Genomic DNA, 15,373 nt, shown 5'->3' with positions numbered 1-15,373 from the left:
TGGGTGTCTTTTGCTGGAAGGATGGATGTCCGAGTTCGACGACAACGAGCAGGTCGTCGGGGGCGGGTTGTTCGACGACCCGGCTCCGGCCAAGCGTAGGCGGCCCGAGGCCACGCCCAAGCAGCGTGCCTTGGGCCTGCTGGTGCGTCGCGAGCACTCGCGCAAGGAGCTGACCCGCAAGCTGGTGGCCAAGGGTGTGTCCCGCGAGGACGCTGGCCAGGCGGTGGAGTACATGCGTGAGCATGGGTGGCAGGACGATGCCCGCTACGTGGACATGCTGCTGCACAGTCGCGCGGGGCAGGGCTACGGGCCGCTGCATATCCGGGCCGAGCTCAAGCTGCAGGGGATCGACGCGGAATTGATCGCCCAGCATTTCGAGGCTTTCCCGGACGACTGGAGGCAGATCGCCCGCGACCTGGTCCGGCGCCGCTTCGGCGAGCAGGGGCCGCAGGATCCTGCCAGTCACCGCAAGGCGGCCGAACTGCTGGCACGGCGGGGGTTCGACCGGGACTGCATCCGCGCGGCGACCGAGTTCGACCCGGACGAGGTCTGAGCCCGGCGGTCGAGCAGGATGGGATGCGTCGCATCTTCCCCGGCCACCTGGCCCCTGGGTCTAGGGTGGCCGTGTTTGCTACCCTTGGCGGCCCAGGGTTGTCTGAAAGCGCGCGCGTCCGCATCTGCACGGTATCGCGGCACCCACGACGTGCCCGAACCCACATCGGTCCAGATGAACAACGCAGCCAAGCTCCCCAGTAGCCAGCAGGTCCGCCAGGACTTCCTCGATTTCTTCCGTGACAAGGGCCACACCATCGTGCCTTCCGCACCGCTGGTGCCGGGCAACGATCCCACCCTGTTGTTCACCAACTCGGGCATGGTCCAGTTCAAGGACGTGTTCCTGGGCGCGGAGAAGCGCAGCTACGTACGCGCGGCCGACGTCCAGCGCTGCCTGCGCGCCGGTGGCAAGCACAACGATCTGGATGCGGTGGGCTATACCGCCCGCCACCACACCTTCTTCGAAATGCTGGGCAACTGGTCCTTCGGCGACTATTTCAAGAAGGACGCCATCGCCTGGGCCTGGGAACTGCTGACCCAGGTCTGGAAGCTGCCGCCCGAGCGCCTGCTGGTCACGGTGTATCACACCGACGACGAGGCCTACGCGCTCTGGCACGACATGATCGGCGTGCCGGCCGAGCGCATCGTGCGCATCGGCGACAACAAGGGCGCGCCGTTCGCCTCGGACAATTTCTGGCAGATGGCCGACACCGGTCCCTGCGGTCCCTGCACCGAGATCTTCTACGACCATGGCGCCCACATCGCCGGTGGCCCGCCGGGCTCGCCGGACGAGGACGGCGACCGTTTCATCGAGATCTGGAACCTGGTGTTCATGCAGTTCGACCGCCAGCCCGACGGCACGCTGATCCCGCTGCCGGCGCCCTGCGTGGATACCGGCATGGGCCTGGAGCGGCTGGTGGCCGTGCTACAGCACGTGCACAGCAATTACGAGATCGATCTGTTCGCCGCCCTGATCAAGGACGTCGCGCGCCTGACCGACACCGCGGACCTTGAGAACAAGTCGCTGCGCGTGATCGCCGATCACATCCGCGCCTGTTCCTTCCTGATCGTCGACGGCGTGCTGCCCTCCAATGAAGGCCGGGGCTACGTGTTGCGCCGGATCATCCGCCGCGCCCTGCGCCATGGCTGGATGCTCGGCGTGCGCGAACCGTTCTTCCACAAGCTGGTGCCGCTGCTGGTCGAGCTGATGGGCGGGGCCTATCCGGAGCTGCCGGCCGCACGCGATCTGGTCGAGCGCGCGCTCAAGGCCGAGGAAGAGCGCTTTGCCGAAACGCTGGACAGCGGCATGCGCATCTTCGAGGAGATCGTGGCCCGCTCCAGCGGCCAGATTGCCGGCGTCGACGCGTTCCGGCTGTACGACACCTATGGTTTTCCCGTGGACCTGACCGCCGACATCGCGCGCGAGCGCGGTTTCGAGGTGGATATGGCCGGCTTCGAGGCCGCCATGGAAGCCCAGCGCAAGACCGCGCGTGCGGCCGGCAAGTTCGCCGGCGGCACCGCGCTGCCGGCCGATCTGGTCGCCCAGCTCAAGCCCACCGAGTTCCTCGGTTACGAGCAGCACGAGGCCGCCGGCCTGACCGTGGTGGCCCTGCTCAAGGATGGCCGTCCGGTGGAGGCCATCGAGGCGGGCGAGGAGGCCATCGTCCTGCTCGACAAGACCCCGTTCTACGGCGAATCGGGCGGGCAGGTCGGCGATACCGGCGTGCTGTCCGCAGGTCAGGTGCGCTTCGAGGTGGATGACACCCTGAAGCTGGCCGGCCAGTTCCATGGCCACAGCGGGCGTCTGGTCAGCGGCGCCCTGCGGCGCGGCATGCAGCTGGAGGGTGGCATCGACACCGCACGCCGGGGTGCGACCATTCTCAACCACTCGGCGACCCACCTGCTGCACGCGGCCTTGCGCGAGTTGCTGGGCACCCACGTGCAGCAGAAGGGTTCGCTGGTGGCGCCCGATCGCCTGCGCTTCGACTTCTCGCACTTCCAGCCGGTCACGGCCGAGGAATTGGCCGAGATCGAGCGCCGGGTCAATGCCGAGATCCGCGCCAACCATGCCGCCGAGGTGCACAGCATGGGCATGCAGGAGGCGCTGGATTTCGGCGCGATGGCCCTGTTCGGCGAGAAGTACGGCGAGCGTGTGCGGGTGCTGAAAATGGGTGGCTACTCCACCGAGCTCTGCGGCGGCACGCATGTCCAGCGCACCGGCGATATCGGGGTGTTCAAGATCACCAGCGAAAGCGGCGTCTCGGCCGGCGTGCGTCGTATCGAGGCGGTGACCGGGCAGGGTGCGCTCGACCACATTGCGCATGAGGAACAGGCCCTGGGCGAGGCATCGCGCCTGCTGGGTGGCAGCGCGCAGGAGGTGGTGGACAAGATCCGCCAGGTGATCGAGCGACAGAAGAAACTCGAGCGCGAGCTGGAGAGCTTCAAGGCCAAGGCCGCCAGCGGCGCGACTTCCTCACTGGCCAGCGCCGCCAACGACGTGGCAGGCATCAAGGTGCTGGCCGCGCGGCTGGAGGGCTTCGATGCCAAGGCGCTGCGCGAGGCCATCGACCGGCTGAAGCAGCAGCTCGGGGACTCGGTGATCGTTCTGGCGGGCACCGACGGCGGCAAGGCAGCCCTGGTCGCCGGCGTGAACGGCAGCCCAACCGGACGGGTCAAGGCCGGGGAACTGTTGGCCCATGTCGCCAGTCAGATCGGTGGCAAGGGCGGCGGTCGCCCGGATCTCGCCCAGGGTGGTGGCGAGGACGGGCCCGCCCTTGTACTGGCGCTGGAAGGGGTTCAAGCCTGGGTCCAGGCACGCCTGGGCGGCTGATTGTTTGCATTGGTCTCTTGCGGGCGGAACGCGCCGCCCGCTACCATGTTTCACGTTCCTAAATTTTTGAGAAGCGTGTTTGCACCCCCCGGTGTCAGGTGCGCCTCCGACAGGCTACGCTTGTCGGATTACGGAGATTGAAAATGTTGATTTTGACCCGCCGAGTCGGCGAAACCCTGATGATCGGCGATTCGGTCTCAGTCACCGTCCTCGGCGTGAAGGGCAACCAGGTGCGTATCGGTATCACCGCACCGAAGGACGTTGCCGTGCATCGCGAAGAAATCTACCAGCGCATCCAGCGCGGGGAAGAGCCGCAGTCCTACGAAGGCAACTCCAACTGAGATTTTGTTTGCCGCCGCGTTCGTCAGCCGTTATCCTTGAGGGCTGCCGCACCACGGTGTGAACAGATTTGGAGTGATGCCCGAGTGGCCGAAGGGGCTCCCCTGCTAAGGGAGTATAGGGTCAAAAGCTCTATCGAGGGTTCGAATCCCTCTCACTCCGCCAGACGTGAAAAGCCCGCCGCGAAACCGGCGGGCTTTTCTTTGTCATCGTTTCGGTCGATGCGCGGCGGTGCGTCTCTCGCTCTTCGATGGATCGCATTTCGCTCGGACCGTGGCCATCTTTCCTGCGACCGCCTCGCTGTTTGAATGCAAGCATGCGGCTTCTGTCGTTGTTGGCGGCTACCTGTCGTTGTCTTGATGCGCATCACCGCAGTAGGGAGCGGGTTGGCGCTATTGCGGTCCATCGGGGACTGAGCTGCCCTGGCCGAGCGCGGCGTTGAGGGTGTTTGCCGCTTTCGCCGGTGTCATGCACTGGCATGAGTCACGCCTGTGATGATCCTGTCCCGCGCGTAGTGGGAAACGCGCGGCCTGGTCGCGAGTGGGCGTCATCTGTCGCACGATCGATGGGTACCTGTCGTGCCATTGGCTCGCGTCATGGCTGCCAGTCCAGTGGAAAGAAGTCGCAATCCATCGGCTCGCCTGGCTCCGGCCGGGTGCAGCTGAAAGCGGACCAGGATGGCTGCGGCGGCGCGTGAGGCATGGATGGCTAACCTGGCCGAGGAGTCGCGCCTGGTCGGGGCCGGGCTGGTGGGCGAACTCCGATCCACCAGGAGCGCAGATGCGGGCTTGAGAGGTCCAAAGGCCACGCTTTGTCGAAGAGCGCTTCCTTCATGGAGCGCGCTTCCATCATTCGTCGCCGAGGCGAGAAGACACTCGTCCTTGCGGCGCGTGGACCACGTCATGAGCCATCAGCGCTGCCGTGGCTGTGCACGTGGAGGCCAAAGTCAGGGCGCCTGCGTCGGATGTTCTGAGTGACGGTCATGGCTTGATCGCATCGTCCTGCGTGGCGATATCGACGAGCGCGTCTGGCGGGACTGTGGCGATAGAGCCGTTCCGCCAGTTCCATGCCTGGCGCAGGGTTCAACTGACTCGATCATCTGCAGTCGGCCGGATGGATGAAATGCAGCGTGCGGCGTGCATCTGTGGCTTTCCGGCCATCTACCTAACGCTGGCGGTCTCCTTCGGCGCCACGCGCGCATCGAGAAACAGCATGCGGCTCCCAAACGACAGGCAACAAAAAAGCCAGCATGCAATGCTGGCTCTTTCGTGTCATCGCAGTGGTGCGCCCGGAGAGATTCGAACTCCCGACCGCCTGGTTCGTAGCCAGGTACTCTATCCAGCTGAGCTACGGGCGCCCTTGCGAGGAGCGAGATTATTGGGGGTCGGAAGGCTTTCGTCAACACTTGGGCATCAATTTTTTCATCTTCGGCTCGAAGCTGGCCTGCCTGGCTTCCCGAACGCGTTGAGGATGCGATGGATTCTTCCCCTGTTACCGCAATGAGCGCCACCTCGCGCATGCCTTTGAATGCGACAAGCTGTGCGCTCGACGATGCCCTGCGGGTCGCCATCGCGCGCGAGGGCGCCTCGACCATCGTGCCGACGCAGGCGGCGGTGGTGGTCGTGGACGTCAGGCAGTGGTCATGCTGGCAACGGCAGGCATCGCATTACCTTTCCGAGCGCGATCGGCGGCAGCTGGCGCGCCTGCGCCGCGCCGACGAGCAGCAGTGGCGCTGCATGGGTTACGCGCTGCTGCGGCTGTGGCTGTCCCGCACGATCGGGTTGCCGTCCGCGCAGGTGGAGGTGGCGCGCGATGCGGATGGTCGCCCGCTGTTGGCCAGCGGGCTGGGCGACATCAGCCTGAGTCATGCAGGCCCGTGGTTCGCCTTCGCCTTCGCCTGGGCCACGCAGGGCCGGGTCGGGGTGGACCTGGAAAGCCGCGAGCGCGCCGCCGGCATGGAAGGCCTGGAGGACTACGTGTGCCACCCGCACGAGCGCGACAGCCTGGTCGTGCACGGCCAGGCCGATCACATGGGCCTCTTGCGTCTGTGGACGCGCAAGGAAGCAGCGCTGAAGCGGGCAGGGCTGGGCTTGTCGCTGGAGCCGAAAACCTTCGTGGCGCCAAGCGATACGCCCTTCCGCCTGCCGGGCCTGGGCGATTGGGTCCAGGTCTCCGAACTGGCCCTGGAAGCGCCTGTCTGCCTGGCGCTGGCGCATGCGCCGGGGATGGCGCCGGCCGCCCACTGGCTTCGCCCCTGAGCCGGTTGCGCGCAGCGCGTGGCCGGTCCGCTGGCAGGTCCGCGTTCTGACCTGCACATCGCGCTCCATGCGCGGGCTGCCGAGGTCCTTTGGCAGCATCCAGACTGGTGGGAAGGCTGAATGAACATGATGCAATACAGCCGCAAGACGCGCGCCATGCGCGTGCTGTGGCTGGCGGAAATGCTTGTGCTGACCACGTCGGTGATCGTCGCGGCCTGGGTCCGTTTCCACGACGATGAGCAGACGCATCGCGCCTTCTTCGAACTGGCGCCCCTGCGTGCGCTGATGCTGTCGCTGGCCGTGACCGGTGCGATGGCGGCGCTGGGGCTGTACCAGTCGCATGTGCGCCACAGCATCAACGACCTGCTGCTGCGGCTGACGCTGTCCTTCGGCTTCGGCGGTGTGGCGCTGGCCGTGGCCTATTACCTGATCCCGGTGGTCTATATCGGACGCGGCGTGATGGTGATGGCGCTGGTGCTGGCCTTCATCGGCATCACCCTGCTGCGCCTGCTGGTCCTGCACGTGATCCGGGTCGAGTCCTTGCGCCAGCGCATTCTGGTGGTGGGCGCCGGAACCAACGCCAACCTGCTCAATACCCGCCTGCGTCGGCGCAGCGACCGCGCCACCTTCGTCATCGTCGGCTTCGTGCCGGTGGAGGGGCAGGTGGTGGAAGTCGACCGCTCGCTGCTGGTGGAGGGCAAGCTGCCGTTGGGCGAGCTGGCCACCCGGCTGCAGATCGACGAGATCCTGATCGCGCCGGACGAGCGCCGCGGCGGCCTGCCGATGGAGCAGATGCTGGAGTGCGTGCAGCGCGGGATCTCCATCATCGACCTGTCCACCTTCTTCGAGCGCGAGGCGGGGATGGTGCAGCTCAACGTCGCCGACCCGTCGTGGCTGGTCTTTTCCGGCGGCTTCGACTACTCCACGCCGCGTCGCCTGAGCAAGCGCTGTTTCGACCTGGCCGCCGCGTTCCTGCTGCTGCTGGTCGCCTGGCCCTTCATGTTGCTGGTCGCCGCGGCGGTCTGGCTCGAGTCCGGTGGCCCGGTGCTCTACAGCCAGGAGCGCGTGGGCGAGGGCGGCCGCCATTTCAAGCTCACCAAGTTCCGCAGCATGCGGGTGGATGCCGAAGGCGATGGCAAGGCGCGCTGGGCCAGCCGCGGCGACGACCGGGTGACCCGGGTCGGCAAGTTCATCCGCCTGACCCGCCTGGACGAGCTGCCGCAGCTGTTCGCGGTGCTGCGCGGTCACATGAGCTTCGTCGGGCCGCGCCCGGAGCGTCCGCAGTTCGTGGACATGCTCAACCACGAGATCCGCTACTACGGTGTGCGCCACTGCGTGAAGCCCGGCCTGACCGGGTGGGCGCAGCTACGCTACCCGTACGGCGCCTCGGTCAAGGACGCCGAGGAGAAGCTGAAGTTCGACCTGTTCTACGTCAAGAACCACGGTCTGGTGTTCGACCTGATGATCCTGCTGCAGACGGTGGAAGTGGTGATGTTCGGCCGTGGCGCGCGTTGAGCGCCGCGGCTGCGCAAACGCGCTAGGGTGCTTCACAAGCCCAGGCGCCAGGCGAAGCTGTCCCACAGGATGCTGCCGATGATGGCCAGGACGATCAGCAGCCACAGCGTCCGGCGGTAGCGCGAGGGCGGCTGCGGCTCGGGCAGCGCGGGCACCGGCGCGGCGCGCACGGACTCCATGGGCGCCACGCGCTGCAACGGCAAGGCCGGGCCATCGGCCACAGCGGGCGCGGGCGAAGGCGCCGCCCCCGGCAGGCGGCCGAAGCGCTTGTGGAAGTCGATGGCATGCTCGTAGAGCATGTTCAGCTCCGAAGCCAGATCGGCTTCTTCCGGCAACGTGCTGCGATCAGGATGCAGCGTGCCGATCCGGCGCCGGTAGGCGCGGCGGAACTCGTCCAGGCTGCAGCCTGGCTCGATATCGAGTTGTGCGTACAACTGCGAGAAATCCAGCTTCAAAACATTCCCCATCAGACTTGGGCCCGTTCACGGCGCACCTGCTATTTTGCGATGCGTGTCCGTCTGGTGATGTGTCGTGCGTTCCCTTGGACGGGGGCAAGACGCAACATAGGACATTCGGAGCGTCCGAGATGATGACAGGAGATGCGGGGCGATTGGGCATGGGCCCATCGTTCCGTCACCTACCAAGAGACCGCGCAGCGGTTGCCGGTCCGGAGGGGGATCGCGGCGAGCGTAGAAGCGTCAGCCGGCAGGTGTCTGCGATGCCGGCGAGCCCGGGCATGGATCTGGCCATGTCCGGGGCGACAGCCTGGGCGGCCCTGCTCGGACGCTTGGGCCATCAGGCCTCGATGTCGGTCGCCCTGTGGGGCATGTCGCAGGGCGCGCAGCTGCGGCAGGCACTGCCCGAGGGCGTGTCGCACCAGGCGCTGGGCGCCGAGCTTGCGCTGTTCGACGATGGCAGCGCGTTGGCGCCGGCGGGCGCCGGGTTCACGTGGACAAGGCGAGAGGACGTATTACCCGGCTGTGAGCTTGCGTTGTGCGTGCAGGACGCCGGCGCAGGCGGCATCGGTGCGACGCTGTGGTACGACGCGGCGTACTACGAAGCCGCCACAGCCGAGCGTCTGCTGCGGTGGTGGGAACTCCAGCTGGCGTCCTCGCTCGCGCAGCCTGGGCAGCCCTGGGACGAGGTCGGTCTGCTGGACGAGGACGAGCAGCGTGCGTTGATCGAAGCCATGCACCGTGCGGGCCCGGTGCCGGCGCTGGAAGCGGACAGCGTTCCGGCGCTGTTCGAGGCCCAGGCGCGGCGGACGCCGCAGGCCGTGGCGCTGGTGCATGGCGCGCGCCAGCTGCACTACGCCGGCCTTCAGCGCCATGCGCAGGCCGCCGCGTCGATGCTGGTGGCGCAGGGCGTGCAGCCCGGCGATCGCGTGGTCATCCATGCCGGCCGCAGCATCGAGATGGTGGTGGCCGTGCTGGCGGTGCTGAAGGCTGGCGCGGCCTATGTGCCGCAGGATCCGGACTATCCGCAGGAGCGGCGGATGACCGCGCTGATCGACAGCGCGCCGCGCGTGGTGCTGGCCGATCGCCTCCAGGACATCGCACCGCTGCTTGAGCGTGCGGGCGTGCAGAGCACGGTGCTCACACTGGACCGCCTGATGCAGGCGGAGGCGGCCGAAGTCGCGTTGCCGCAGCCGTCGCCGGCCTCGCTGGCCTACGTGCTCTACACCTCCGGCTCCACCGGGCGCCCGAAGGGCGTGGCCATGCCGCATGGCCCGCTGATCAACCTGATCCACTGGCAGCAACGGCAGCCGGGGCTGGACGTGTCGCAGCGGACCCTGCAGTTCGCGGCCCTGGGGTTCGACGTGGCCTTCCAGGAGATCTTCACCACGCTGTGCGGCGGCGGTGAGCTGCATCTGCCGGATGAGGACGCGCGGCTGAGCGGTGCGCGGTTGCTGGCGTTCCTGGCTGACCATCGCATCGAGCGCATCTTCCTGCCGTACTTCGCGTTGCAGATGCTGGCCGAAGGTTACGAGGCCGCGGCAGTGGACACGCTCCCCGCGCTGGCCCTGAAGCAGGTGATCACCGCGGGCGAGGCGCTTCGGATCGAGCCGCGCATCCGGCGCTTGTTCCAGGCCACCGGCGCGCGACTGCACAACCACTACGGGCCCACCGAGACCCACGTCATCACCGCGCTGACGCTGGCGCCGGATGCGGCGCTGTGGCCGATGCTGCCGGCGATCGGCACGCCGATCCAGCGCGCCCGCGTCTACGTGCTGGATCGGCAGGGCCGGCACGTGCCCAACGGCGTGGCCGGCGAGCTGTTCCTGGCCGGTCCGGTGCTGGCCGATGGTTATCTGGGCCGCGATGACCTGACCGGCGAGCGCTTCGTGCCCGATCCGTTCTCCAACGCTCCCGGTGCGCGCATGTATCGCAGCGGCGACCTGGGGCGCTGGCAGGCCGATGGCACGCTGGAGTGCCTGGGCCGTGCCGACTTCCAGGTCAAGATCCGTGGACACCGGGTCGAGCCGGGCGAGGTGGAAGCCTGCCTGCTGGGCCTGCCGGGCGTGCGCCAGGCCGCAGTGGTCGCGCGCGAGGACGTACCGGGGCTGCGACGCCTGGTGGCCTACGTGGTGGCCGATGGCGCCCAGGGCGTGGTCGATGCACTGCGCGGCGCGCTGGCCCAGCAGCTGCCGGACTACATGCTGCCGTCGGCGTTCGTGCGCCTGCAGGCGCTGCCGACATCGCCCAACGGCAAGCTGGAGCGCAGTGCGCTGCCGGCGCCGGCGCGTGACCGTCCCGACTGGGCCGGGCCGTACGCGGCGCCGCGCGATGCGCGGGAAGCCACGCTGTGCGCGCTGTTCGGCGAGGTCCTCGGCCTGGACGGGCTGGGCCGCGACGATGGCTTCTTCGAGCTGGGCGGCAGTTCGCTGCTGGCCATGCGCCTGCTGCAGCGGATCCAGGCCGCCGGGCTGGGGCCGCTGCCGCCCACGGCAATCTTCCGTTCGCCCACGCCGGCAGGCTTGGCTGTCGAGCTGGACGGGTCGGCCACGGCCATCCCCGGCCGCCGCCTGCCCAGGACGCAGGCGCGCAACCTGCGCGAGCCGATCGCCATCGTGGGCATGGCCGCGCGCGTGCCGGGCGCGCAGGACGTGGAGACGTTCTGGCGGAACCTGTGCGAGGGCGTGGATTCGATTACGCGCTTCACGCCTGGCCAGCTCGATCCCAGCATCGCCCCGGCACTGCGCGATGACCCGGCCTACGTTCCGGCGCGGGGCGTGCTGGAGGGCCATGACCTGTTCGATGCCGGCTTCTTCGGCATCTCGCCGCGCGAAGCGGAACTGATGGACCCGCAGCAGCGGATCTTCCTGGAACTGTGCTGGGAGGCGATCGAGCGCGCCGGCCATGCGCCAGGGCCCGAGCTGGGGCCGGTAGGCGTGTTCGCCGGCATGTACAACGCCAGCTACTACCAGCACAACGTGCTGGCGCACCCGGACAAGGTCGAGCGCGCGGGCGCCTTCCAGGTGATGCTGGGCAACGAAAAGGATTACCTGGCCGTGCGCGTGGCCCATCGCCTGGACCTCACCGGCCCGGCGATCACGGTGCAGACCGCGTGCTCGACCTCGCTGGTGGCCGTGTGCCAGGCGGTGGACAGCCTGCGCGCAGGGCGCTGCGACATGGCCTTGGCCGGTGGCGTGGCCATCACCTGTCCGGTCAACAGCGGCCACCTCTACCAGCCCGACGCGATGCTCTCGCCCGATGGCCATACGCGCAGCTTCGATGCCTCGGCCGGCGGCACGGTGTTCAGCGATGGCGCCGCGGTGCTGGTGCTCAAGCGGCTGGCCGATGCGCTGGCCGATGGCGACCCGATCCAGGCGGTGATCCGTGGCACCGGCTTGAACAACGATGGCGCCGGCAAGGCCAGCTTTACCGCGCCCAGCAGCGAGGGCCAGGCGGCGGTGATCGCCATGGCGCACGCCGATGCCCAGGTGCAGGCGCGCGAGATCGGCTATGTCGAAGCGCATGGCACGGCCACGCCGATGGGCGATCCCATCGAGATCGAGGGCCTGGCCCGCGCCTTTGCCGCCAGCACCTCCGATCTGGGCTTCTGCCGGGTCGGCTCGGTCAAGAGCAACATCGGCCATACCCTGATGGCCGCGGGCGCGGCCGGGTTGATCAAGGCCACCCTGTCGGTGGCCGAAGGCCGCCTCCCGGGTACGGCGCATTACCGCGCGCCGAGTGCGGCCATCGATTTTGCGCGCACGCCGTTCACCGTCAGCGCCGGCACCGAGGCCTGGCCGCAGGCCGATGGCGCGCCGCGCCGGGCCGGTGTCAGCTCCTTCGGCGTCGGCGGCACCAACGCGCACGTGGTGATCGAACAGGCCCCCGAGCAGGTCGCTTCGGACCCGGCCGATGGGCCGCAGCTGCTGGTGCTGTCCGCGCGCGCGCCGGCGGCCCTGGAGCAGATGGCTGCGGCGCTGGCCGATGCCCTGGAGCGCCAGCCGGGTCTCAACCTGGCCGACGTGGCGTGGACGCTGGCCGATGGCCGTCGTGCCTTTCCGTATCGGCTGGCGGTGGCGGCGCAGGACGCGGCGGGCGCGGTCCAGGCCCTGCGCGTCAGCAAGGCCGCCGGCACTGCCGACGATGCGGCGCGCCGGCCGCTGGTGTTCATGTTCCCGGGCCAGGGGGCGCAGTACGCCGGCATGGGCCGGGCGCTGTATGCGGCCGAGCCGGCGTTCCGCGAGGCCTTCGATGCCTGCGCCCGGGCGGCGGAAGCCGAACTGGGGGCCGATCTGCGCACGCTGGCCTTCGGCGAGGACGCCCAGGCGCTGGTTCCCACGGCGGTGATGCAGCCGGCGATCTTCGCGCTGGAGTACGCGCTGGCGCGCTGGTGGATGGCGCAGGGCCTGCAGCCCACGGCAATGGTGGGACACAGTGTGGGCGAGTTCGTCGCGGCCACCCTGGCCGGGGTGTTCGCCCTGGAAGACGCGATGCGACTGGTGGCCTTGCGGGGGCGCCTGATGCAGGCGCAGCCAGCCGGCAGCATGTTGTCGGTGCGCATGGACGCCGAGCGGCTGTTGCCTTTGCTCAGCCAAGACCTGTGCCTGGCTGCGGAGAACGCGCCGGGAGCCTGCGTGGTGGCCGGGCCGCAGCCGCAGGTGGATGCCCTGCAGGCGCAGCTGACCGAGCAGGGCGTGGCGTGCCGTCCGCTGCGGACCTCGCACGCGTTCCATTCGGCGATGATGGACCCGGTCGTGGCGCCGTTCCGCGTCGCCCTGGAGGCCGTCGCCCGCCAGGCGCCCACGTTGCCCATCGTCTCCAGCGCCACCGGCCAGTGGCTGGATGCCCAGACCGCGGTGTCCGCCGATTACTGGGCACGGCACCTGCGCGAGCCTGTCCGCTTCGCCTCGGCCCTGTCCACCCTGGCCGAGTCCCCGCAGGCGCTGCTGCTGGAGATCGGCCCGCGCGGCACGCTGTGCGCGCTGGCGCGCCAGCACCCGGCGGTGCGCGCCAGCGGCGCCAGCGCGATCGCCTCCCTGAGCGATGCGGCCGACCACGAACGCACCGCCGTGCTCGGCGCCTTCGGCCAACTGTGGTGCGCCGGGGTCGCGCTGCACCCGGCGCGCCTGGACCGACGCGCCCGGCGCCTTCGCCTGCGCCTGCCGACCTATTCTTTCCAGCGTCGACGTTATTGGGTGGAAGCACCCGCTGCCGTCCAGGCAGCCCCTGCCGCCGGGCCCATGGAAGCCCCGGTGCCCGCCGCGCCCCCCCAGGAGTCGTTCATGTCCTCTGCCCCCGCCGCCGTGTCCCCCGCCTCGCGCATTCCCGCGCTGTCTGCCCAGTTGCGCGAGCTGTTCGAGGACGTGGCCGGTTTCGAGATCGGCGTGGAGGAGGGCGACACCCATTTCATGGAGCTGGGGCTGGATAGCCTGACGCTGACCCAGGTGGCCCTGCAGCTGCAGAAGACCTTCGCCGTGCGGATCGGTTTCCGTCAGCTGATGGCCGAGCAGTCGAGCATCACCAAGCTGGCCGCGCTGCTGGATGCGCAACTGCCGGCCGAGGTGGCGCAAGCGACGCCGACGGCGGTGGCGGCGCCCGCGGCGGTGCTGCCCGTGCAGGCCGCGCCCGTAGCGCTGCCGCAGGCCGGCTCGCTGCCGGTGGGCGATGATCTGCGCGCGCTGATTCAGCAGCAGATGCAGCTGATGTCCCAGCAGCTGGCCTTGCTGTCGGGCACGCCGATGCCTGCCCCGCAACCCTCGCCGACGCCTTTGCAGGCCCCGCGGCCGGCAGCGGTCAGCGCAACGCCCGTGCCGCCGGCGTCGACCGATGAAGAAGCCGGCCCGGCGCGCTACGACGTCAAGAAAGCCTTCGGTGCCATTGCCCGCATCGACAGCACCGGCGGGATCGCGCTGGATACGCAGCAGCGCGCCGCGCTGGATGCGTTCATGGCGCGCTACCAGGCGCGCACGCCAGGTTCCAAGCGCTACACCGGCGAGCATCGTCCGCACATGGCCGACCCGCGCGTGGTCACCGGTTTCCGTCCGCTGACCAAGGAGATCGTCTACCAGATCGTGATCGAGCGCTCGCGCGGCTCGCGCGTGTGGGACATCGATGGCAACGAGTACGTCGATGCGCTCAACGGCTTCGGTGCCAGCCTGTTCGGTTGGCAGCCCGAGTTCGTCACCCAGGCCGTGCTCAGGCAAATGGAGCTGGGCTATGAGATCGGCCCGCAGCATCCGCTGGCGGGCGAGGTCTCGCGCAAGGTCTGCCAGCTCACCGGTCACGACCGCGCGGCGCTGTGCAATACCGGCTCGGAGGCGGTGCTGGGCGCGCTGCGCATCGCGCGCACGGTGACCGGACGCAGCAAGGTCGCGCTGTTCACCGGCTCCTACCACGGCATCAACGACGAAGTGATCGTGCGCGCCACGCCCAAGGGCAAGGCGGTGCCGGCCGCGCCGGGCATCCTGCGCAATACCGCCGAGCAGGTGCTGGTGCTGGACTACGGCACCGAGGACGCCCTGCGCACCCTGCGCGAACATGCGCACGAGCTGGCCGCGGTGCTGGTCGAGCCGGTGCAGAGCCGCCGGCCGGATTTCCAGCCCGTGGAGTTCCTGCAGCAGGTGCGCACGCTGACCCAGTCCAGCGGCACGGTGCTGATCTTCGACGAGGTGATCACTGGCTTCCGCTCGCATCCGGGCGGGGCGCAGGCGCTGTTCGGCATCCAGGCGGACCTGGCGACCTACGGCAAGGTGGTCGGTGGCGGCTTCCCGATCGGCGTGATCGCCGGCAAGCGCGACTACATGGATGCGCTGGACGGCGGGCGCTGGCAGTACGGCGACGACTCGGTGCCGGAGGTGGGCGTGACCTATTTCGCCGGCACCTTTGTGCGCCATCCGCTGACCCTGGCCGCGGCCAATGCCTCGCTGGACCACATGATCGCCAGTGGTCCGCAGCTGCAGGCCGGCATCAATGCGCTGACCACCACCATGGCCGAGGAGCTCAACGCCTTCGCCCGCGATGTCGGCGCGCCGCTGCAGGTGCGGCACTTCGCCTCGCTGTGGCGCACGTATTTCGAGGAAGACCATCCGCTGCAGGACCTGCTGTTCGCGATGATGCGCAGCCGCGGCATCCATATCCTCGACAATTTCCCGTGCTTCTTCACCAGCGCGCATACCGAGGCGGACATGCGCGCCATCGCCGATGCCTGGAAGGCTTCGGTGCTGGAGCTGCAGGACGCGGGCCTGCTGCCGCGGCGCGTGGTGGCCCGGCCGACGATGCCCGGGCTGGACATGGATGCGCAGCGCCCGCCGGTGCCGGGGGCCAGGCTGGGCCTCGATCCCGACGGCCGACCCGGCTGGTATGTGCCGAACGAGGCCGAGCCCGGCGGCTACCTCAAGGTGGGCGGCTGAGGTGGAGAAGGCGTC

At 68.9% G+C, this 15,373-nt stretch carries 7 protein-coding genes and 2 tRNA genes; 7 read left to right on the top strand and 2 right to left on the bottom strand.

Going from position 1 to position 15,373, the window contains the following annotated elements; all coding sequences use genetic code 11:
- Positions 1-25: 25 nt before the first annotated feature.
- The 4 genes from EPA99_RS00155 (at position 26) to EPA99_RS00140 (ending at position 3,886) form a co-directional block, all read left to right on the top strand.
- The gene (locus tag EPA99_RS00155) at positions 26-553 is read left to right on the top strand and encodes a regulatory protein RecX (RefSeq protein WP_129469176.1); all 528 of its coding nucleotides are present in this window, start codon (positions 26-28) and stop codon (positions 551-553) included.
- 174 nt (positions 554-727) lie between these two features.
- The gene (gene alaS / locus EPA99_RS00150; protein ID WP_129469175.1) at positions 728-3,382 is read left to right on the top strand and encodes an alanine--tRNA ligase; all 2,655 of its coding nucleotides are present in this window, start codon (positions 728-730) and stop codon (positions 3,380-3,382) included.
- A gap of 143 nt (positions 3,383-3,525) precedes the next feature.
- Complete coding sequence (gene csrA / locus EPA99_RS00145) at positions 3,526-3,723, top strand: carbon storage regulator CsrA (protein ID WP_129469174.1); 198 nt, start codon at positions 3,526-3,528, stop codon at positions 3,721-3,723.
- 70 nt (positions 3,724-3,793) lie between these two features.
- Positions 3,794-3,886: transfer RNA gene (locus tag EPA99_RS00140), tRNA-Ser, on the top strand.
- 1,115 nt (positions 3,887-5,001) lie between these two features.
- Here the strand turns inward: EPA99_RS00140 and EPA99_RS00135 are convergent.
- A tRNA-Arg gene (locus tag EPA99_RS00135) sits at positions 5,002-5,078 on the bottom strand.
- Positions 5,079-5,220: 142 nt separating this feature from the next.
- On the opposite strand from EPA99_RS00135, the gene EPA99_RS00130 reads away from it, so the two are divergent.
- Both EPA99_RS00130 and EPA99_RS00125 read left to right on the top strand, forming a co-directional pair.
- Entirely contained in the window at positions 5,221-5,979 is a 759-nt protein-coding gene (locus tag EPA99_RS00130; protein WP_164978512.1) for a 4'-phosphopantetheinyl transferase family protein, read from the top strand.
- Between the two features lie 120 nt (positions 5,980-6,099).
- Positions 6,100-7,494: a TIGR03013 family XrtA/PEP-CTERM system glycosyltransferase gene (locus tag EPA99_RS00125; protein WP_277751633.1), complete on the top strand. Its 1,395-nt coding sequence runs from the start codon at positions 6,100-6,102 to the stop codon at positions 7,492-7,494.
- Between the two features lie 32 nt (positions 7,495-7,526).
- Here the strand turns inward: EPA99_RS00125 and EPA99_RS00120 are convergent, their stop codons facing one another.
- Positions 7,527-7,961 (bottom strand): J domain-containing protein, encoded by a 435-nt coding sequence (locus tag EPA99_RS00120; protein ID WP_129469172.1) that lies wholly within the window; start codon positions 7,959-7,961, stop codon positions 7,527-7,529.
- A gap of 251 nt (positions 7,962-8,212) precedes the next feature.
- On the opposite strand from EPA99_RS00120, the gene EPA99_RS00115 reads away from it, so the two are divergent.
- Positions 8,213-15,358 (top strand): polyketide synthase, encoded by a 7,146-nt coding sequence (locus tag EPA99_RS00115; RefSeq protein WP_164978511.1) that lies wholly within the window; start codon positions 8,213-8,215, stop codon positions 15,356-15,358.
- Positions 15,359-15,373: the final 15 nt, after the last annotated feature.

It is taken from the genome of Pseudoxanthomonas composti (assembly GCF_004122095.1).
Taxonomy (GTDB): domain Bacteria; phylum Pseudomonadota; class Gammaproteobacteria; order Xanthomonadales; family Xanthomonadaceae; genus Pseudoxanthomonas_A; species Pseudoxanthomonas_A composti.
The sequence above is the reverse complement of the archived record's forward strand: the minus strand, read 5'-3'. Positions and strand labels throughout refer to the sequence as shown.